Source organism: Microbacterium sp. WCS2018Hpa-23, from assembly GCF_031843845.1.
In the GTDB taxonomy this organism is placed as follows: Bacteria; Actinomycetota; Actinomycetes; order Actinomycetales; family Microbacteriaceae; genus Microbacterium.
This window is the reverse complement of sequence record NZ_JAVTIZ010000001.1, coordinates 381,025-400,095: the sequence shown is the minus strand read 5'-3', so window position 1 is coordinate 400,095 and position 19,071 is coordinate 381,025. Positions and strand designations below refer to the sequence as shown.

At 66.8% G+C, this 19,071-nt stretch carries 16 protein-coding genes; 7 read left to right on the top strand and 9 right to left on the bottom strand.

Annotated elements, in window-relative coordinates:
- Positions 1-71 precede the first annotated feature (71 nt).
- From RQG77_RS01820 to RQG77_RS01805, 4 genes are read left to right on the top strand one after another with little or no spacing between them, the layout of a single operon-like run.
- Positions 72-1,307 carry a hypothetical protein gene (locus RQG77_RS01820; RefSeq protein WP_311243172.1) on the top strand — a complete coding sequence of 412 codons (1,236 nt, stop codon included), beginning with the start codon at positions 72-74 and terminating at the stop codon, positions 1,305-1,307.
- A complete protein-coding gene (locus RQG77_RS01815) occupies positions 1,291-2,466 on the top strand; it encodes a hypothetical protein (protein WP_311243171.1) in 1,176 nt (391 codons plus the stop codon). The genes RQG77_RS01820 and RQG77_RS01815 overlap by 17 nt, the downstream gene beginning before the upstream one ends.
- A 3-nt stretch (positions 2,467-2,469) precedes the next feature.
- Positions 2,470-3,636, top strand: coding sequence for a glycosyltransferase family 4 protein (locus tag RQG77_RS01810; RefSeq protein ID WP_311243170.1), 1,167 nt, complete (start codon positions 2,470-2,472; stop codon positions 3,634-3,636).
- Between the two features lies 1 nt (position 3,637).
- Positions 3,638-4,873 carry a hypothetical protein gene (locus tag RQG77_RS01805; protein ID WP_311243169.1) on the top strand — a complete coding sequence of 412 codons (1,236 nt, stop codon included), beginning with the start codon at positions 3,638-3,640 and terminating at the stop codon, positions 4,871-4,873.
- Here RQG77_RS01805 and RQG77_RS01800 read toward each other — a convergent pair.
- Positions 4,847-5,998 (bottom strand): acyltransferase, encoded by a 1,152-nt coding sequence (locus RQG77_RS01800; RefSeq protein ID WP_311243168.1) that lies wholly within the window; start codon positions 5,996-5,998, stop codon positions 4,847-4,849. The genes RQG77_RS01805 and RQG77_RS01800 overlap by 27 nt on opposite strands.
- Positions 5,999-6,090: 92 nt before the next feature.
- Here RQG77_RS01800 and RQG77_RS01795 point away from each other — a divergent pair, with 92 nt between their 5' ends.
- Positions 6,091-7,173: a glycosyltransferase gene (locus tag RQG77_RS01795; protein WP_311243167.1), complete on the top strand. Its 1,083-nt coding sequence runs from the start codon at positions 6,091-6,093 to the stop codon at positions 7,171-7,173.
- A gap of 46 nt (positions 7,174-7,219) precedes the next feature.
- Here the strand turns inward: RQG77_RS01795 and RQG77_RS01790 are convergent, their stop codons facing one another.
- The 4 genes from RQG77_RS01790 to RQG77_RS01775 are packed head-to-tail and all read right to left on the bottom strand — an operon-like array spanning position 7,220 to position 11,715.
- Complete coding sequence (locus RQG77_RS01790) at positions 7,220-9,013, bottom strand: ABC transporter ATP-binding protein (RefSeq protein WP_311243166.1); 1,794 nt, start codon at positions 9,011-9,013, stop codon at positions 7,220-7,222.
- 10 nt (positions 9,014-9,023) lie between these two features.
- Complete coding sequence (locus RQG77_RS01785) at positions 9,024-10,010, bottom strand: Gfo/Idh/MocA family oxidoreductase (RefSeq protein ID WP_311243165.1); 987 nt, start codon at positions 10,008-10,010, stop codon at positions 9,024-9,026.
- Positions 10,010-11,107 (bottom strand): DegT/DnrJ/EryC1/StrS family aminotransferase, encoded by a 1,098-nt coding sequence (locus tag RQG77_RS01780; protein WP_311243164.1) that lies wholly within the window; start codon positions 11,105-11,107, stop codon positions 10,010-10,012. Before RQG77_RS01780 ends, RQG77_RS01785 begins: the two co-directional genes overlap by 1 nt.
- Entirely contained in the window at positions 11,104-11,715 is a 612-nt protein-coding gene (locus RQG77_RS01775) for an acyltransferase (RefSeq protein ID WP_311243163.1), read from the bottom strand. Before RQG77_RS01775 ends, RQG77_RS01780 begins: the two co-directional genes overlap by 4 nt.
- A gap of 81 nt (positions 11,716-11,796) precedes the next feature.
- Here RQG77_RS01775 and RQG77_RS01770 point away from each other — a divergent pair, with 81 nt between their 5' ends.
- Both RQG77_RS01770 and RQG77_RS01765 read left to right on the top strand, forming a co-directional pair.
- Positions 11,797-12,483: a glycosyltransferase family 2 protein gene (locus RQG77_RS01770; protein WP_311243162.1), complete on the top strand. Its 687-nt coding sequence runs from the start codon at positions 11,797-11,799 to the stop codon at positions 12,481-12,483.
- 5 nt (positions 12,484-12,488) lie between these two features.
- A complete protein-coding gene (locus RQG77_RS01765; RefSeq protein ID WP_311243161.1) occupies positions 12,489-12,875 on the top strand; it encodes a DUF2304 domain-containing protein in 387 nt (128 codons plus the stop codon).
- Here the strand turns inward: RQG77_RS01765 and RQG77_RS01760 are convergent.
- From RQG77_RS01760 to RQG77_RS01745, 4 genes are all read right to left on the bottom strand, one after another.
- Positions 12,872-14,827, bottom strand: coding sequence for a DUF6541 family protein (locus RQG77_RS01760; protein WP_311243160.1), 1,956 nt, complete (start codon positions 14,825-14,827; stop codon positions 12,872-12,874). The two genes, RQG77_RS01765 and RQG77_RS01760, sit on opposite strands and share 4 nt — an antisense overlap.
- Positions 14,824-15,561 (bottom strand): ABC transporter ATP-binding protein, encoded by a 738-nt coding sequence (locus RQG77_RS01755; RefSeq protein WP_311243159.1) that lies wholly within the window; start codon positions 15,559-15,561, stop codon positions 14,824-14,826. Before RQG77_RS01755 ends, RQG77_RS01760 begins: the two co-directional genes overlap by 4 nt.
- A complete protein-coding gene (locus RQG77_RS01750; protein ID WP_311243158.1) occupies positions 15,558-16,460 on the bottom strand; it encodes an ABC transporter permease in 903 nt (300 codons plus the stop codon). The genes RQG77_RS01755 and RQG77_RS01750 overlap by 4 nt, the downstream gene beginning before the upstream one ends.
- A gap of 94 nt (positions 16,461-16,554) precedes the next feature.
- On the bottom strand, positions 16,555-18,963 hold the full coding sequence (locus RQG77_RS01745) for a VCBS repeat-containing protein (protein WP_311243157.1): 2,409 nt from the start codon (positions 18,961-18,963) through the stop codon (positions 16,555-16,557).
- Positions 18,964-19,071 lie beyond the last annotated feature (108 nt).

Sequence of the window (19,071 nt, the reverse complement as noted above, 5' to 3'; positions counted from 1 at the left end):
CCGGGTCGGAACCGACGCACTCGATAGACTGGCGGGATGACCGCCATCCGTTCCGAGTCCGCTCCGCGCTCGTGAACCGCAATCGTCTGCCGCGCTGGGTCAACGCGCTGATCGACCGGATCGCCGACGCGCCGATGAGCCCGATCGGCCGCATCGCCGCTCGTCGTCTGGGCGTACCGGCGCCCGCGGGGACAGTCGCGGTCACGACCTTCGAGGACCGTCCGACCCGGGTGCTCATCGCGCCCGTGAACTACTCTGGCCAGGGGCGCGAGTGGGCGCGTGCACTCGAGGCCGCGGATCCGTCGATCTCCGCGCGCAACATGGCCGTCGACGTTCCCGGCGGCTTCTCGTTCGAGTCGGACCTCGTGGTGCCCGTGGGCACGTATCACAACGGCACAGAGTGGCAGCGCCGTCAGTTCGAGGCCGCCAGCCAGGCGACGCACGTGCTCATCGAGGCGGAGGAGCCGCCGTTCGGACGGATCCTTGGACGCTCCGTCGAGGCGCAGGTCGCCGCGCTGGTCGAACGCGGCGTGGACGTGGCATATCTGGCTCACGGCACCGACGTCCGGTTGCCGTCCCGGCACATGGCCGCCCATCCGTGGTCGCACTACGCCGATCCCGCTCTGTACACACCGCGGGCCGAGACGCTCGCCGCGCGAAACATCCGCCTCGTGACTGAAAGCCGGCGACCCGTCTTCGTCTCGACGCCCGACCTCCTCGATGACCTTCCCACGGCGCACTGGTGCCCCGTGGTCGTCGACCCCGCTCGCTGGGCCTCGAAGCGCCGACACGAGCGGAGCGGGCCGTTGCGCGTCGCGCACGCCCCCTCGGTGTCGACCGTGAAGGGCACGCAGCTCATCCTTCCCGCCCTCGAGGCGCTGGCCGCCGATGGCGTCATCGACCTGACTCTCATCCAGGGAGTGCCCAGCGCGGCGATGCCCGAGGCGTTCGCCGCCGCGGACGTCGTGATAGACCAGGTGCGCGTCGGCTCCTACGGCGTCGCCGCATGCGAGGCGATGGCCGCCGGATGCATCGTCGTCGGGCACGTCACCCCGCACGTCCGCGCGGCCGTCTTCGCACGCGCGGGGATGACGCTCCCCGTCGTCGAGAGCGACCCGCAGGCGATCGACGGCGTGCTGCGGGATCTCGCGAGCGTGTCCGACCGCTCCGAGCTCCGTCGCGCCGGTATCGACTTCGTCCACCACGTCCACGACGGCCGGATGGCCGCACAGGTGCTGCGGGATGCGTGGATCTCCCCGGCCGTCGACACGATCGAGGAGGGCATCGAGGATGCATCCCGCAGCTGAGTCTCTCTGGAAGCGGCTCCCCAAGCCCGTGCAGGACGGCATCGCTTCCGGTGTCGACCGGCTTCGCGGCGTCACTCCCCCGCCCCCTCCTCACCCCGATCGCTCGCGGGGCATCCGGCTCCTCATCGGGCCGGTCAATTACGCCGGCCAGGGCTATCGCTGGGCGCGGGCTCTCGAGGAGACCGGGGAGGTCTCAGCGCGCAACTTCGTGCACGCCGAGAACAACGTTCTCCGCTACGCCGCCGACTACACGGTGCCGTGGCGCACGTCCGAACACTCCCGCGCGTGGCAGCGGGCGATGACCGAGACGATCACCTCGGACTACACCCACGTGCTCATCGAGGCGAACGTCCCCGTTCTCGGCGGGCTCTTCGACGGCGACCTCCCGAGGCAGATCGCGCTGATGCAGGCAGGCGGCGCGAAGGTCGGGTTCATCGGGCACGGCACCGAGGTGCGGCTGCCGTCGACGCATCTGACCTCCACGCCCTGGTCTCATTTCACCGACAGCGACGAGTGGGTCGCGGCCGAGAAGGTCGAGGCGGTGGTCGAGAAGAACCTCGAGGTCATCGCCCGGATGGGTCTGCCCACGTTCGTCTCCACGGCCGGGCTCCTCATCGACCTCCCCGACGCGCACTTCCTCGGTGTCGTCATCGACCCGAGCCGCTGGGCCAACGACGCTCCGGTACTCGAGGGTCCGCGTCCGCGCGTCGTGCACGCTCCGACGAATCCGCACGTCAAGGGGACGCCGCTGATCGTCCCGGCCGCTCGCCGGCTCCACGAGCAAGGGGTCATCGAATTCACCCAGCTCGACCGGATCCCCAACGAGGAGATGCCCGCGGTGCTGGTATCCACTGACATCGTGCTCGATCAGTTCCGGGTGGGAGACTACGGCGTCGCCGCCTGTGAGACCATGGCCGGCGGCCGCCTCGTGCTGGCGCACGTCACTGACCAGGTCCGCCGGGAGGTGGAGCGCCACGCGGGCATGCCGCTCCCCGTCATCGAGGCTACGCCGGATACGCTCGAGGATGTGCTCCGAGACATCGCCGCCCGCCCTGATCACTACCGTGCGGTGGCCGCCGACGGACCGAAGTTCGTCCGGCGCCTCCACGACGGCACCTTCTCCCGCCGGGTCCTCATGGACCGCTTCCTCACGGACTGATCCATGCGTGTAGCCATCACCTCCCGGATCTATCGGCCGGAGCCGTCCGCCGCCTCGCTGTTCCTCGGCGCGGTGGCCGACGACCTGACCGCGCGCGGCGACGAGGTCGTGGTGCTCACCGCCCGCCTCCCGCGCGGCGTGAAACCGCTCGATTCCGTCGAGGAGGTCCGCACCTTCCCCGCCGTCCGCGACCGCCAGGGCTACATCCGCGGCTACGTCCCCTACCTGAGCTTCGACATCCCGCTCGCGTTCCGCCTGCTGTTCCTCCGGCGCCCGGACGTCGTCTTCTTGGAGCCGCCGCCCACCACCGGCGTCGTCGTGCGCGTCATCTGCGCCCTCCGGCGCATCCCCTATGTGTACGACGCGGCGGACATCTGGTCCGATGCCGCCGACCAGGCGACCGGATCGCGCCTCGTCATCCGGGTGCTGCGCGCCATGGAGCGATTCGGGATGCGCGGTGCCCGGCGACTCGTCGCGATCTCGCAAGGGGTCGTGTACCGCGCCCGCGCGCTGGGGGTCGAACGCCCGATCGAGGTTACCGGCTTCGGCGCCGACACGAGCGCCTTCACGCCTGACGCCAGTGTCCCTGTGGAACCGGTCTTCGTCTACGCCGGCAGCTATTCGCCGTGGCACGGCGCCGATGCCCTCGCCGAGGCCTTCGCGATCTTCTCCCGCGACCACCCGGGATATCGATTGCGCTTCATCGGCAACGGGAGCGAGCGCGAGGTCATTGAGCAGCGCGCCGCCGAGGCGGGCGTCGCCGATTCGGTGGACTTCGTCGCCGCGGTTCCCGCCGAGGACCTTCTTCCCCACCTCAACGGCGCCGTGGCGACCCTCGCGACGCTCCGCCCGAATACGGCGTACGAATACGCGTTCACGACCAAGGCCTACTCGTCGCTCGCCGCGGGCTGCCCGGTGCTGTTCGCAGGCCCGGGTCCGACCTCGCGGTTCATCGCCGAGGCGAACACGCACGTGCGGGCCGGGATCGCCTGCGACTACGACGTCACCCAGATCGCCGCTGCGATGAGCCGCCTGGCCGAAGAGCGTCTCTCCTCGGAGGAGCGGGACGATCTCGGCAGGTGGACGGCCGCCGAGCATTCACTGGCCGTCGTCGCCTCGCGCGTCTCCGACACCATCGCCGAGGTGGCAGCAGAGGCCGGGGGGCGCTGACATGGCAGGTGTCCACGATCTCGCGGGGTGGCTGGTCCGCCGCCGCTCGTCCATGCCCGCCTGGGTCAACCGCATCATCGAGGCCCCCGCCCGCAATCCCGACGGCCTGATCGGGCGGATGGCGTACGCGGTGCTGGGCAGCGGAACCGCGCCGACGACGTCGGTCCCCGACTCGGAGCTCCGCGTCTACATCGCGCCGACGAACTATTCCGGCCAGGGCCACCTGTGGGCACGAGCGATCGAGCGGGCCGACGAGCGGATCGGCGCGCGCAACATGGCCATCGAGATCCCCGGCGGGTTCGCCTTCCCCGCCGACACCCCAGTGCCGATCGCCGTCAACAGTGCATCCGCGAAGTGGCAGCGCCAAGAGTGGGCGGCGGTGCGCCACTTCACGCACGTGCTCATCGAGGCCGAGCGGCCGATCTTCGGCGGTCTGTTCGACCGCCGGGTCGCCGCCGAGGTGGCGGCGATGGAAGAGGCCGGCCTTTCCGTCGCCTTCATCTCGCACGGCACCGACATCCGGAGCCCCGCCGCGCATCAGGAGCGGACAGTCTGGTCACCGTACCCGGAGGACCCGCGCACACCGGTGCTCCAAGAGGATGCCGACGCCAACATCGCCCTCCTGGACGAGCTGCGGCGACCCGTGTTCGTCTCGACCCCCGATCTCCTGCTCGATGTCCCCTGGGCCCGCTGGTGCCCCGTGGTGGTCGATGGGCCGCGCTTCGCCACCGACCGGCCGGTCCTGTCCTCCGCGCGTGCCCGGATCGTGCACGCGTCCAGCTCGGCCGTGCAGAAAGGCAGCCAGCACATCGAGCCGGCGTTGCGGGCGCTGATCGATGCGGGCGCTGTCGACTACGAGCTGATCTCGGGCATCAGCTCTGAGCGCATGCCCGAGGTCGTCGCCGGGGCGGACATAGTGCTCGACCAGTTCCGCCTGGGTTCATACGGCGTCGCCGCCTGCGAGGCGATGGCCGCGGGCCGCATCGTCGTGGGGCACGTGCTGCCCTCGGTGCGCGAGCGCGTGGAAACGGAGACCGGTCTCGCGCTCCCGATCGTCGAGGCGACGCCCGACACTCTCGGTGCCGTCGTCGAAGGGCTTCTCGCCGACCGCGCGGCTGGGCGACGTGCAGCCGCAGCGGGACCGGACTACGTCGCCGCCGTCCACTCGGGAGCGCGCAGCGCTGCAGTCCTCATCGAGGACTGGATCGACTCAGGAGGCCACGGCCGCCGGGACTGAACGGGCGGTATCCCTGCGGTCCTTCCAACGGCGCATGCGACGCTCGACCGGGCGCTCCACGAAAGCGTGCAGCGCCCAGGCCGCGACGATGCACACGGCCAGCAGAGCGACGTACCACAGGAGGTTCGCCCAGGAGGGCGGCTGCAGGCCGAAGATGCGCAGCGCCGTGTAGATCACGGTGGCGTGAACGAGGTAGAACGCGAACGACCATTCGCCGAGCTTCACCTGCAGTCGGGTGGCGAAGTAAACCCGCTTGCCGTTGAGTGACGCGGAGGCCAGGGCCACGATCGCGATCGCGCAGCCGACGGTGAAGAGCTCGTTGGCGAAGGTGCTGACGTGACCGATCAGCGGGACGATGCCGTTCAGGCGCGTGCTCAACACGATGGCGAGAATCACGACGGCCATGGCGCCCACGCCGACGAACGGGTGGATGCGCGGTCGCCAGCCGTTGCGCATAGCCCAGGCGAGCGCCATCCCGAGGACGAATTCGGGGAGTCGCTGCACGGGAAGCGGCACCAGCGGGAGCCAGGAGTCGGGCGCGATCGCGACACCCGCGCGGTACACGAAGGCGTAGACGACGACGCCGGCGGCGAGCAGTAGCGCACCGCGCTTCGCCATGGGTATCAGTACCCGCGAGATCCACGGGTGCAGCGCATAGAAGAACGCCTCGCACGTGAGGGTCCACGCTGCCGGGTTTCCCGAGAACAGGATGACCGGATTCGACCACCACGCCTGTAGGAGCACTACGGAGAGAGCCAGGATGCCGAGGTCGAAGGGCTTGAGGAAGCTCCCCTCGGGGATGACCGCGAACGTGTAGAAGACCGGGACGGCGAGCACGAGTGCGACCATGTGCGACGGCCAGATCCGCGCGAACCGTCGCCAGTAGAAAGTGGTGGTCGACACCGCAGGTCTGGCGGACCAGGTGAGCACGAAGCCGGACAGCACGAAGAAGAACGTAACCCCGAAGTACCCGTAGGAGAACACCTGAGCGAGGACGCCGGGCACCGGGGCGAACACGAGCATGTGGTAGAAGAAGACCAGGAACGCGGCCCACCACCGGAGTCCGGTGAGGGCGTCGAGCCGCTGCGTCGGTTCGGCGAGGACGTTACGTGGGGGGGACGACATGCATTCTCGGTTCGCGGATCGGTGGACGGAGTGCGACAACTCAGGATACCCGCCGCACCGTCCGAACCCTGCTTCGCCATAGAATCACAGTGATGGATATCCCACTGATCGACGTCATCATCCCCGTGCACTCCGCGACTCGACCGGTGCGGCGTGCTGCGGCATCGGTGCTCGACGGCACCCGCGCGGCGGTACGCGTGAACGTGGTGGCACACAACATCGACCCCGAGGTCATCGAGTCCAACCTGGGTGATCTACTCACCGACGAGCGGCTACGGCTCTTGCCCTTCCACGACGGAATCGCTTCCCCCGCCGGCCCCATGAACCACGGCATCGACAACGCGACCGCGCGTTTCATCTCCGTGATGGGGTCTGATGACGAACTCGCAGCGGGGGCGATCGACTCATGGCTGGCCCTCCAACGCGATACGGGCGCGTCCACGGTTCTGGCTCGCATCCGCATCTCAGGTCGGGGCTCCGACCCGTACCCACCAGTGCGCAATGGCCGCCGCCAGCGCCGGCTCGACGCACGGAAGGATCGCCTTGCGTACCGCAGCGCACCGCTCGGAATCGTCGATCGGGAGAGATTCCAGGATCTGAGATTCACCGAGGGACTGCCTTCCGGTGAAGACCTCGCCTATTCAGCGACCCTTTGGTTCACCGGCGAGCAGATCGCCTACGATCTCCACGGACCGGCGTACCTCGTCAACGACGACGCTGACGACCGTGTGACTTTCTCCGGTCGTTCGGTCGCCGAAGACTTCGCTTTCCTCGACGCCATAGAGGCGATGCAGTGGTATCCCTCGCTCGGTGCTCGGGAGCGCCAGGCGCTTGCCGTCAAAATCCTCCGAGTGCACTTCTTCGACGCCGTACTCGCACGCGTAAATGCCCCAGACGGCTTGTCCGCCCAGCGGGATGATCTGACAGACGTCCTCGGCCGTGTCGAGCGGATGGCCCCCGGCGTACTCTCACTGCTCGCGCGGGTAGACCGCCTCGTCATCGATGAGGTCCGTGCCGCCGCCCCGAACGCTGCTCGAGTTCTGCATCTGCTCGACGCGCGCTGGAACTATCGCACGATCGGCGCTCTCCTCCCCCGCAACCCGTTCCTCGTTCTGCATCGGCAGGCGCCGTTCCGCACGCTCTACGCCGGGCTGCGGGCATCGACCACCGCCTGACACTCCGCCGCTCGGCCCTGACCTCGCCGGACGGGATGCGGGTGGATCAGGCGAGATCCTTCGCGAGCCCCGCGAGTACCACCTGCTCGGCGAAGGCGGGGAGGTTGGACGCGACCTCGAGGAACGTTCCCGACGCGGCGATCACGCCGTCGTCGACGTAGCAGATCCGGTCGTAGTCCTTGATCGTCGAGAGCCGGTGAGCGACGGAGATGAGGGTGACCTCACCCTGCAGCGCTCGGATCGACTTGGTGACCTCATCCTCGGTCTTGGTGTCGAGCGAGCTCGTCGCCTCATCGAGGACCAGCACAAGCGGATCCGTGTACAACGCGCGGGCGATTCCCAGACGCTGCTGCTGACCGCCTGACAGAGAGACACCCCGCTCACCGATTCTCTCGTGCATGCCTCCTGCGCGCGACCGGATGAGCGATCCGAGCTGTGCGCGGTCCAGAGCCTGCATCACCCGCTCTTCGTCGACCTCGTCGGTCCACGTGAGCGCCACGTTCTGCGCGATGCTGCCGTCGAAGAGGGCGACGCGCTGCGGCACGTAGCCGACGCGTCCGCGCCACTGCTTCAGCACGGAGTTGAGAGGTGCACCGTCGATGGTGATCGCACCGCGCGAGGTCTGGCTGAGACCGAGCAGGAGGTCGATCAGCGTCGACTTCCCGGCCCCGGACGGTCCGACGATGCCGAGCGAGCTGCCCAGCGGGATATCGAGAGACATCCCGCGGATGACGTCCTCTTCAGCGCTCGGGTAACGGAATCGCACGTCGGTCAGGCGAAGCTCTCTCGGGGTCTCCGCGAGCTTCGCAGTGTCGTCGGGCGCCTGCGAGGTCTTCATGTCGCGCTCTGCCGACGTGAGATCGCCGATCACGTCGAGTGCCGACGGTGTGCTCGCCACTGCCTGAACGATGCCGCCCTGGATGCCCGTGATCGCGGGGATGAGTCGGAATCCGGTCGCTGCGAAAAGCGCGACCGAGGAGAGAGCCGACGTGAGCCCCCCCTGCCAGAAGGAGAATCCTCCGATGAGGATCACCCCTCCGATCAGGGCCGCCTCGAAGGCGAAGCCGGGGATGATTCCCAGGAACCCACCGTTTGCGCGAGCTCGAACCGAACGGCTTCGGTTGTTCGATACCAGTTCGGCGACCTCAGACAGCCTGTTGCGCAGACTCAGTTCCTTGAGCGCCTCCATCATCTCCGTCATCAGGATGGCGACCCTGTAGCTGTATGTCAGGTTGACCTGAGCAGCTTCCAGAGACCGCTTGGTGACGACCTGATGGACAACCAGTGCCACGACCCCGAGGTAGACGAAAGCGATGATCGCGGTCCAGGGGTCGGCGAAGAGCAGAACCGCGATGATCAGCACGAAAGTGAAGATCATGCTCGGTACGCGCATCAACGGGAGCAGGAAACCTGCCATTGTGTTCGCGATTCCAGCATCGGCAATCCTGGTGATCTCGGCGACGGAGCGCTTGGAGCGTTCCTCCCAGCTGGAGTTGATGTATGCCTTGAACATCCTGTCACCGATCTCGAGTTCGTACTTGGCGAACCGCCGAGTCGCGAACCAGTGCAGTGTGACCGAGAGCACGGACTTCAGGATGATGAGAACGCAGGCACCGAGCGCGAGGAGCGGCATCATCTCCGGCGACACCTCGCCGATGACAGGGAGGGAGAGCGTCCCACCTGACAGTGCCGGACCGATGATCAGCGCGAGCAGCGACATCGCAATGACGTCGAGCGCGGTGATCAGGGTCGTCGCGACCATGTATCCCGCGAAGTAGCGTCGCGCTCCTTCAGGCAGAAGTGGAAGGAGATCCCGCAGTACGGGCCAGATGCGTTTCATGTTCTCGCGATCAGAAGGTGATGGAGGTGCCGGATGCCGCTGAGGCGACAGCACCTTCGACGACCTCAAGCGTGTGCAGACCCTGCTCCATGGTCACGAGATCACTCGGCTCACCGAGGACCGCATCGCGGAACGCCTCGTGCTCGACCTTGAGCGGTTCTCGCTTCGCGTAGGAGTAACGCGTGATGTCGCCCTCGGAGACGCCGCGGAACGACGAGATCGAATCCCACTCGAGCGGGATCGTGCCGTTCGCGTAGAACGTGAGGTCGCCGGTCGCGGTGTCAGCGATGAACGTGCCGCGTTCGCCGGTGACGACGGTGATGCGCTCCTTCATCGGCGAGAGCCAGTTGACGAGATGATTCACGATGACGCCGTTCGCCAGACGACCGGTGACCGTGATCATGTCCTCGAACTCACGACCGCTGCGGTGAGCGGTCTGCGCGAACACCGTCCGATACTCGCTCTGAGCGACCCAGCTCGTCAGATCGATGTCGTGAGACGCGAGATCCTTCGCCACCCCGACATCGGCGATACGCGCGGGGAACGTGCTCTGGCGACGGGTTGCGATCTGGAACACATCGCCCAGTTCTCCGCCTTCGAGACGCCGACGCATCTCCTGCAGCGCAGGGTTGAAACGCTCCACGTGGCCCACCGCGCCGACAAGGCCGCGAGATGCGAAAGCATCGGTCATGCGTCGCCCCGCCTCGACGTTGTGGGCGATCGGCTTCTCGACGAGAGTGTGCACGCCCGCCTCGGCCAGCTTGAGAGCAGCATCTTCATGGAACCTGGTCGGAACTGCGACAACCGCGATGTCGATTCCGGTGGCGATCAGGCTCTCGATGTCCGGAAGGACCTCGAGTCCTCCGGCGACACCATGAGGGTCGCCCCCCGGGTCCGCGATGGCGACGAGATCGATGCCTTCCACGTCGCGCAGGACACGCGCGTGATGGCGCCCCATCATGCCGACGCCGAGCAGTCCTGCCCTCAGATTCGCCATCAGGCACCTGCTCCGGCGACCGTGTTCACGGCCGCGACGATGCGCTCGAGGTCGTCCTGGCTGAGCGACGGGTGCACCGGCAGCGAGACGACCTCACGTGCGGCGCGCTCGGTTTCAGGAAGATCAAGACCCGGCGCGAAGTGGGTCAGCGAAGGCAGCCGGTGGTTCGGGATCGGGTAGTAGACACCCGCACCCACATTGTGCTCGTTCTTGAGGGCGGCGACGAATCCGTCGCGGTCCTCGGGAACGCGGATCGTGTACTGGTGGTACACGTGCACGGCACCGTCGGCGACCGGAGGAACGACGACGCCCTCGAGATTCGCATCCAGGAAGGCGGCGTTCGACTGACGGGTTTTCGTCCACGCGCCGACCTTGGTCAGCTGGACTCGACCGATCGCGGCGTGGATGTCGGTCATCCGGGCGTTGAAGCCGATGACCTCGTTCTCGTACTGCCGCTCCATGCCCTGATTGCGCAGCAGCTTGACCTGCCGGGCGATCTCGTCGGTGGCGGTGGTGACCATTCCGCCCTCACCGCTCGTCATGTTCTTGGTCGGGTAGAGGCTGAACATGGCGAACTCGCCGAAGGAGCCGACGGGTCGCCCATCGAGCGACGCTCCGTGCGCCTGTGCCGCATCCTCGTACAGCGCGACGCCTCGCTCGGCAGCGAGGGCCTCGAGCTCGCGCATGCGGGCAGGGTGACCGTAGAGGTGGACGGGGAGGATGCCCTTGGTCCGCGGGGTGATGGCCGCTGCCACCGCCTCGGGGTCGAGGGTGAAGGTCTCGGGCTCGATGTCGACGAAGACCGGAGTCCCGCCGGTGAGGGCGACGGAGTTGCCGGTCGCCGCGAACGTGAAGGACGGCACGATGACCTCGTCACCGGCGCCGACACCTGCGGCGAGGAGGCCGAGGTGCAGACCGGCGGTGCCGGAGTTGACCGCGACGGAGGGACGTCCGGGCACGAAGTGCGCCGAGAATTCCTGCTCGAATGCGGCGACCTCGGGGCCCTGCGCGACCATGCCGCTGCGCATCACGCGGTCGACCGCTGCGCGCTCCTCGTCGCCGATGATGGGCTTTGCGGGGGGAATGAAGTCGCTCACACGCTCTCCTTGGTCAGAATTCCGTCGTTTTCGGTGTAGCGGGCGCCCGTCGTCGGGCATACCCAGGTCTTGTCGTCGTGCCCGGCCGTCAGCGGCACACCGGACTCCCCCACCCAGCCGATGCGGCGAGCCGGGACCCCGGCGACCAACGCATAAGCGGGAACGTCCTTCACGACCACGGCGCCTGCTGCGACCGTCGCCCAGGCCCCAATGGTCACGGGCGCCACGCAGGTGGCTCGTGCGCCGATCGCGGCCCCGCGCTCGATGGTCACGCCGACGGGTTCCCAGTCGTGCGCGCTCTTGAGCGTGCCGTCTTCGTTGATCGCTCGGGGATAGGTGTCGTTCGTGAGGACGACGGCCGGTCCGATGAAGACGCCGTCGCCGAGCTTGGCCGGCTCGTAGACCAGGGCGTAGTTCTGCACCTTGCAGTTATCACCCATCTCCACGCCCGTCCCGACATAGGCGCCACGGCCGATGATGCAGTTCTCACCGAGTCTGGCCTGTTCGCGCACCTGCGCCAGATGCCAGATCGAGCTACCGGAGCCGATCGTCGCCTCGGGTGATACATCTGCGGAATCGACGATTCGCACACCGGTCGGTGAGCCCATACGGGTATCTCCTCGGAACAGGGAAATGGGGTCGACCTCATCCTATCTGCTCCCTCTCACGATTCCTGAGAGGATAGACACGTGACCTCTCCTCGCATCCCCGACTCGCACACCTGGGTCGTCGTCCCGCTGTACAACGAGGCCTCCGTCATCGGCGGCGTGATCGAAGGACTACTTCCGTCCTTCCCGCACATCGTTTGCGTCGACGACGGGTCGACGGACGGATCCGCAGACGCAGCACGTCGTGCAGGCGCACAGGTGGTCGAGCACCCCATCAACCTCGGTCAAGGGGCTGCCCTGCAGACCGGCATCGACTACGCCCTGTCGCACCCCGGCTGCGAGTTCATCGTCACCTTCGACGCCGACGGACAGCATCGCGTCGAGGATGCACGCGACATGGTCGCCGCCGCGCGCGAGGCTGGCGCGGCGATCGTCTTCGGCTCCCGCTTCCTGGATGACCGGACGAAACCGGGCTGGATGAAGCGCGCCATCCTCAAGACCGCAGTGTGGGTGACGAACCTCACCACCAGCGTCAAGCTCACCGACGCCCACAACGGACTCCGCGTGATCCGCCGGGATGCCGCCTCGCAGATCCAGCTGAGGCAGGATCGAATGGCCCATGCCACGGAGATCGTCCTCCAGCTCGGGCACACCGGTCTCCCGTGGATCGAGCATCCCGTCGAACTGCTCTACACCGACTACTCGAAATCGAAGGGCCAGTCCGTGCTCAACTCCGTCAACATCCTTGTCGACCTGGTCGTGCGGTGAACGACATGTGGATTCAGATCCTCCTCATCGCGGGTGTCGTCGCCATCGGCACGTTCTTCATGCGACGCACCGGCGCAGACAGTCATCTCGCCATCCGCAGGTTGCTCTTCGGCGTGTTCGTGCTGGCGGCGATCCTCTCAATCCTGTTTCCGCAGTGGCTCACCTTCGTCGCGAACCTCATCGGAGTCGGTCGTGGCACCGATCTGCTGCTGTACGCGCTGATCCTGATGTTCCTGGCTTTCGTCTACACGCAGTCGCGGCGAAATGCCGAGCAGCAGCGGCGACTCACGCTGCTCGCGAGGAAGCTCGCGCTCCTGCAGGGCACCGAGCCGAAGACTCCGGAGCCGGTCGACTCGGACATCGACAGCCCGAACGACCGCCCTCGACTCTAGTCGCAGGCGTCGATCCTCCAGAGGCTGACTTCGCCCTCTCGGGCGACCTCCTCGAAGCCGGCCTGACCGTCGAAGTCCGTCATCCCCGGCATCAGGTACTCGCCCGGCCCCGTGCCACCGATCCCGAAGTCGAGCACGTACGACGGACTCCCGTACGCGACGAGTGCATCGCACACGGCCGGGTCTTCTCCGGCGCTACGAAGATGCAGGGCGATGACGTCCCACGCTGTCGACTGCGGCGGCGACCAGGTGCGCGGGATGATCTCGCGCTCCCCGAGCACGTACGCGAACGCTGCACCTGTCGAGGGATTCGCGATGATGAGGGCATCGGAGGGCACCAGGTCGGGGACCCTGCGCAGGAGCTCGTACTCGTCTTCGGAGAGGTAGCTGCGATCGTTGAGCGTGTACCGTGACTGCTCGTCCGTCTCGGCGGCGACGCGGAGGAGCACTACCGGGGCGAGCGCCACAGCGACCGATCCTGCCACCGCGACGGCGGCGATCGCGGCGAGAGCGAGCTCACGAGTCCGGCCCGCCGTGACCCGCCAGGGCCTGTCGGCGGCCCAGCGGATCACTCCATGCAGCCCGATGGCCGCCAGTGGGACCACGATCAGCGGGACGACGGCTGCGAGCCGGAAGGAGTCTCCGTACCAGGGCCCGGTGAGGACGCGTTTGATGACCGGGAGGTCCGTGCCGACGCTCACGACGTAGAGAACGGAGATGGCCACCCAAGCCGCGGCCAACCACAGCATTCGTCGGTCGCGCAAGGCCACGATGAGCCCGAGGATCAGAAGCGCGGACACGACAGGCGCAGCAGGCAGCTGGGAGTGACTGTTCAGAACGACGTCCGCGGCCGCACCCGCGACACTCCGGTAGGGCTTCCACAGCACCGGTCCCGCGAGGTACGCGAGTGCGATCCAGGCGATGGCGAGCACCGACCAGCCCCCGATCAGAGCGATGATCGACCACGCTGCGCGGCGTTCGCGTGGGTGCTCAGGTAAGAGCACGGTCCCCGTCGCCCACAGCATCACCAGGAGCGCCCAGATCAGGATCGAAGACGGCTGCGAGAGTGTGATGGCGACGACGCCGGCTCCGGATGCGAGTATCAGCGCGACGCTCGACCGCGCGCCGTCGCCGAGAACCGACCGCCTCCAGGTGCGGAAGATCAGGATCGTGCACGCGACAGTCGCCGGAAGGACGGCGATCGAGACGGCGTACGGGTACAGGACACCCCATTCGAACATCAGTTGCGGGAATGCCATCAGACCGGCAGACAGTGCTGCGGCGAGAGCGGCGATTCGCACGCCACCGCGCGCCGCGATCCGGGTGAGGAAGGCGATCCCGACCGGCCACACGAGCGCGGCGAACACCAGCGCCACCATATTCGCCGCCGTGGGTATGACGTCTACGTCCACCGCGACGAGCGAGGTCACCGCGTGCCACGCGGCCGGATAGAACGAGTCGGCTCCGATGAGCCCGGAGATGTCGAGCGATGACGCGGATCCGGTCTCGCCGATCCACCGCAACGCGTTGAGATGGAAAACGGCGTCGTTCGTCTGGGAGATGGCGTCGGGCCGACCGACGTACGTCATGAGCCTCGCGGCATTCAGGCCGCCACCGACCACCAGACCCGCCGCGAGGAGCAGCAAGGAGCCCCGCGACAGCTCCCGTGGGGGCGTCGAGGGCGAGTTCGGGCGAAGGGTCCGCGTCACGAGCCAGGCGACTGCCGCGACGACCGACACACCGGCACCGGCACTCAGCAGTCCCCATCTCACCGAGGCGAACGGGAACAGCAGAGCGAACCCTGCGAGCACTCCGACCGAAATCGCCGGAGCCGTTGCCCAGAGCGTCATTCCGCGCAGGCGCAGCGCCGCGCCGATCAGAAGCCCGGGGACGAAGACGACCGCTGCGGCGAGAGCGAAGAGCCCCGACTGCGCTACCCAGTCCAGGATCACTCGTCCACCAAAGCGATCGCGCCCTCGATGGGCCCGTCGTAGATGAGCTCGCCCTTGTTGATCACCACGCCTCGGGTGCAGAGCTCGCGCACCATCTCCATGTCGTGACTGACGACGACGAGAGTCTTCTTCTTCTCGATGAGCTCGGCGAACTTCAGACGGCACTTCTCGCGGAAGGGCGCATCGCCGACGGAGAGGATCTCGTCGACGAGCAGGACGTCGAGCTTCACATGGATCGCGACGGAGAATGCCAGACGCATGAACATGCCCGAGGAGTAGTGCTTGACCTCCTGATCGATGAACTGCTCGATCTCACTGAAAGCGACGATCTCGTCGTAACGCTCCTCGACCTCCTTGCGCTGCATACCGAGGATCGCCGCATTGAGGAAGACGTTCTCGCGCCCCGACAGCTCTGGGTGGAATCCGGCGCCGACCTCGATGAGGCCCGCCACTCGCCCACGGGTGAGGACCTGCCCGGCGTCGGGCTCCATCACACCTGAGATGAGCTTGAGGAGGGTCGACTTTCCCGAGCCGTTGAGGCCCAGGATCGCGACCGACTCGCCCTCATTGATCACGAGATCCAGGCCCTTGAGAGCCTCGAAGGTGCTGCTCGTCTTACGACGCCGTATCCAGGACACCACGGTGTCCTTCAGCGACAGTGCGTGATTGAGGGTGAAGTTCTTGCGCACGCCGTCGACGATGATGCTCGGGCGTTCAGCTGTCACGGTGCTCATAGGTCTTGCGCGAACCTTCCCTCGAGACGTCGGAAGACGAACTGCCCCACGAGCAGCGTGCCGACGGCGATCAGCGACGCCCAGAGCGTGTTCCACCCCAGGTTGGGCGGCAGTTCCATGGTCACCGCGGTGACCGGGCGCCAGAAGGCGTAGTGGAAGAGCTCCACGCCCTGGGTGATCGGGTTGAGCAGGTAAAGCTCGACGACCCAGTCGGGCCACCCCAGCTTCTCCGCCGCGTCCCGAACCATCGTCCACGCGTAGAGCACCGGCGATGCCCAGGTCGCCAGCAGGAGCAGCAGCTCCACGATGTTCTCCGCGTCGCGGAATCGGACATTCACAGCACCGAAGAGCAGCCCGAGCCCGAGCGCGAACAGGGTGACGATGATCATCCCCGCGAGCGCCGCGCCCACGCCGAGCAGGGTGACGCCCGGGATCCACCCCAGGAAGAGGCACACGATCAGCAGCAGCGCGAGTTGCGGCAGGAAGTGGATGAACGCCACGCACACAGCCGACACGGCGAAGAGCTGCCGCGGCAGGAAGACCTTGCGGACGAGGGGGGCGTTGTTCACGATCGAGGTCGTCGCGTTCTTGAACGCCTCCGAGAACAGGTTGATGACGACGATGCCCGAGAAAAGGTAGATCGGGTAGTTCTGGATGTCCCTGTTGAGGCTCAGGAAGAGCCCGAGCACGACCCAGAACACGAGGAACTGGGCACCGGGACGAACGTATGACCAGGTCCATCCCAACACCGAGTTGCGATATCGGGTCGTGACTCCGGTCTGCACCAGAAGGTAGAGCAGATAGCGCCAGCGCACGACGTCGATGAGGCCCCGGCTCTTGCCGGGCACTTCGAAGTCGGAACGCGGGACGACGGCGAAAAGATCTCGGGTATCTGTCACTGGCCCACTCATTCAGATGCGGTGGCGGTCACCACGACGCACCTCAGTATCCTACGCCGACCTGACGGATCGCCGAAGACACGCAACCCCGAGCTCAGCCGAGAGCCACGAAGCCGCCCCACCCCTGACCGATGCCGACGCTGTTGATCCATCCTCCGCGTCCGTCGCCGCGGAAGAGCAGCAGGTCCCCGGCTGCGGAGCGCGTGATGACGTCGGGAGTGCCGTTTCCGTCGAAGTCTCCCGTGCCGACGATCGACGTGAAGCCTGCCCAGCCATAACCGATCTGCCTGCCGTTGCCCCAACTGCCCGTCCCGGTCGTCGGATAGAGCCAGAGGCTCCCGTCGGCCGCGCGCGCGATCATGTCAGCTCGACCGTCACCGTCGAAGTCGCCCGCATGCAGAGCGATGTCGAAACCGTTCCATCCGTTTCCGATGACCGTCGGTCCACTGGCGAATCCGCCCCGGCCGTCTCCCCGGTAGAGCACCAGGCGGCCCGCGGAGTCACGCCCGATGATGTCCGTCGCCCGGTCTCCGTCGAAGTCGATCCCGCCGACGGCGAGGCCGACGGTCTGCCATCCTTGGCCGATCCTCACCGCCGAGCCGTATCCTCCTCCGGCAAGCCCCGGGAAGAGCATGAAGTCGCCTCCGGCGGTGATACGTCCGACATCCTTGACACCGTCCCCGTTGAAGTCGCCCAGTGTGACCAATCGGTCGTCGGACGCCCAGCCGTTCCCGATCTGCTGCGATCCACGCCAGGAACCTGCGGCGTTGCCACGGTAGAGGGTGAGCAGTCCCTGGCCGGACAGCGCCAGAACATCTGGGGCGTTGTCACGATCGACGTCTCCGGCACCGGCGGGCAGCGCTCGGACCGAAGTGACCGGATCGCCGACACCGGCCATCGAACTCATGCCGTGCCAGCCGTTTCCGATGCGACCGGCGGATGTGATCCCCCCCGCGCCGTTCCCGGGGTAGAGATACAGATCACCCGATGCCGTACGAGCTGCGATGTCCTGGACGCCGTCGCCGGTGAAGTCGCCCGGAGCGAAGATCGAGGTCATCCCCGACCATCCTTGTCCGAGCTGCGCCTGACCGACGAATCCGCCCTTGCCGCTTCCGTAGTAGATCCAGAGTCGACCCGCTCCGTCGCGGGCGATCAGGTCTGCGTTCCCGTCGCCGCTCAGGTCGACGTTCCCCACGAGGGCGTCGAATCCACCCCAGCCCCACCCCACACGAACGCCTGGAAGGAGTCCTCCACGGTCGTCACCACGCCAGAGAAGAAGGTCTCCTGACAGATTCGTGGTGAGCACATCGGGGACGCCGTCGCCGTCGAAGTCTCCCGCCGCAGTGGACAGCGCAGTGGCGCTCCAATCGAGGTCGAGGCTCCGGCCGTTTGCGAACGAGGCTCCGTCACCAGGAAGCAGCATCACTTTCGAGCCTTGACGGAACAGCATGTCCTTCGAGCCGTCACCGTTGAGATCGCCGGGCACGATGAGCGTGCTCGTCGCACCGACTCCGATAGCCAGCTGCTTGCGGTCACCCCACAGACCCTTCGCGAACGGGTAGCCCCACAGAGTCCCGGCGGAGTCGATCGTCGCGACGTACGAGGAGGTGCTCACCGAAGACAGAATCGGAACCGAAGGCATCTGGGTGGATCCGAACCAGTCGGTGAAGTAGTTGTAGAAGTTGCGGTTGCCATAGGCCGAGCAGCCGTCGCCCATGCCGTAGCCAGCCGCGAGCGCCGCCGCATTGGGCTGATATGGCGTGTAGTAGTAGAGCGCAGCTGTCGCCTTGTTCGCGACATAGACCGGTCCACTGCCGCACGGGTACGACCAGACGCCGTTCACCAGGCTGGGCGCCTGCCAGTAGATGTTCCAGGTGCGACCCGGTGCGTAGTAGGTGAAGTAGCGGCCTTCCATGTAGATCTGCATCTGCCGCGCGGCACCGTAGATCTGGTGGAAGAAACCCACGTACTTGGGGTCGCAGGCGACTCCGGCATCTGGGCAGCCCTGCCCGAGAGCCGCAGAGTAACGATTCCCGCTGGGCCAGGTGTGGGTGACGAGACTCTGCTCCTTCTGCAGCATGACGATGAGCACCTGCGGGTTGATGCCGCATGACTGCGCGACCCGGTAGATGATCGTCGCGGCGGTCTCGTTGGGCGCCCCCGTATACCCGTTGCAGTACCTGTCGGCGGGGCGATCGACCGAGGTGATGCGGTAGTCCTTCAGGCAGACGATCGGTCCGTACTGGTCGGATCCGCCGAGGCACCGGGAGACCTTGCTGTTGAAGAAGGCCTGGATCTGCCCTTCGGTCATCGAGTTGCTCGCGGTGAACACCGCGTCGCTCATCATGTTGCCGGCGTTGAAGCCGACGAGCGATGTCTTGACATCCCTCGACTGCACGACGGTCGACGACGACACGGATGCGGCCGAAGCCGTCCCGGAGGGAGCGATCACACCGACCACGAGCGCCGTCACGGCGATTAACGTGGCGAGGACTCGGGTCATCCTCATGGTGTTTCGAGAGCGTGGGGCACGTCGAGACATGTGATCAGTGTGACGGAAGTTGACGGATGATGCCACTGTTACTCAAAAACGTATGTCGCTCACCGGCGT

What these genes read in the sequence shown, in the direction of transcription:
- RQG77_RS01815 (WP_311243171.1), top strand. Translation starts at nt 1,291, where the DNA reads ATGCATCCCGCAGCTGAGTCTCTCTGGAAGCGGCTCCCCAAGCCCGTG.
- RQG77_RS01810 (WP_311243170.1), top strand. Translation starts at nt 2,470, where the DNA reads ATGCGTGTAGCCATCACCTCCCGGATCTATCGGCCGGAGCCGTCCGCC.
- RQG77_RS01805 (WP_311243169.1), top strand. Translation starts at nt 3,638, where the DNA reads ATGGCAGGTGTCCACGATCTCGCGGGGTGGCTGGTCCGCCGCCGCTCG.
- RQG77_RS01800 (WP_311243168.1), bottom strand. Translation starts at nt 5,998, where the DNA reads ATGTCGTCCCCCCCACGTAACGTCCTCGCCGAACCGACGCAGCGGCTC.
- RQG77_RS01795 (WP_311243167.1), top strand. Translation starts at nt 6,091, where the DNA reads ATGGATATCCCACTGATCGACGTCATCATCCCCGTGCACTCCGCGACT.
- RQG77_RS01790 (WP_311243166.1), bottom strand. Translation starts at nt 9,013, where the DNA reads ATGAAACGCATCTGGCCCGTACTGCGGGATCTCCTTCCACTTCTGCCT.
- RQG77_RS01785 (WP_311243165.1), bottom strand. Translation starts at nt 10,010, where the DNA reads ATGGCGAATCTGAGGGCAGGACTGCTCGGCGTCGGCATGATGGGGCGC.
- RQG77_RS01775 (WP_311243163.1), bottom strand. Translation starts at nt 11,715, where the DNA reads ATGGGCTCACCGACCGGTGTGCGAATCGTCGATTCCGCAGATGTATCA.
- RQG77_RS01765 (WP_311243161.1), top strand. Translation starts at nt 12,489, where the DNA reads ATGTGGATTCAGATCCTCCTCATCGCGGGTGTCGTCGCCATCGGCACG.
- RQG77_RS01755 (WP_311243159.1), bottom strand. Translation starts at nt 15,561, where the DNA reads ATGAGCACCGTGACAGCTGAACGCCCGAGCATCATCGTCGACGGCGTG.
- RQG77_RS01745 (WP_311243157.1), bottom strand. Translation starts at nt 18,963, where the DNA reads ATGACCCGAGTCCTCGCCACGTTAATCGCCGTGACGGCGCTCGTGGTC.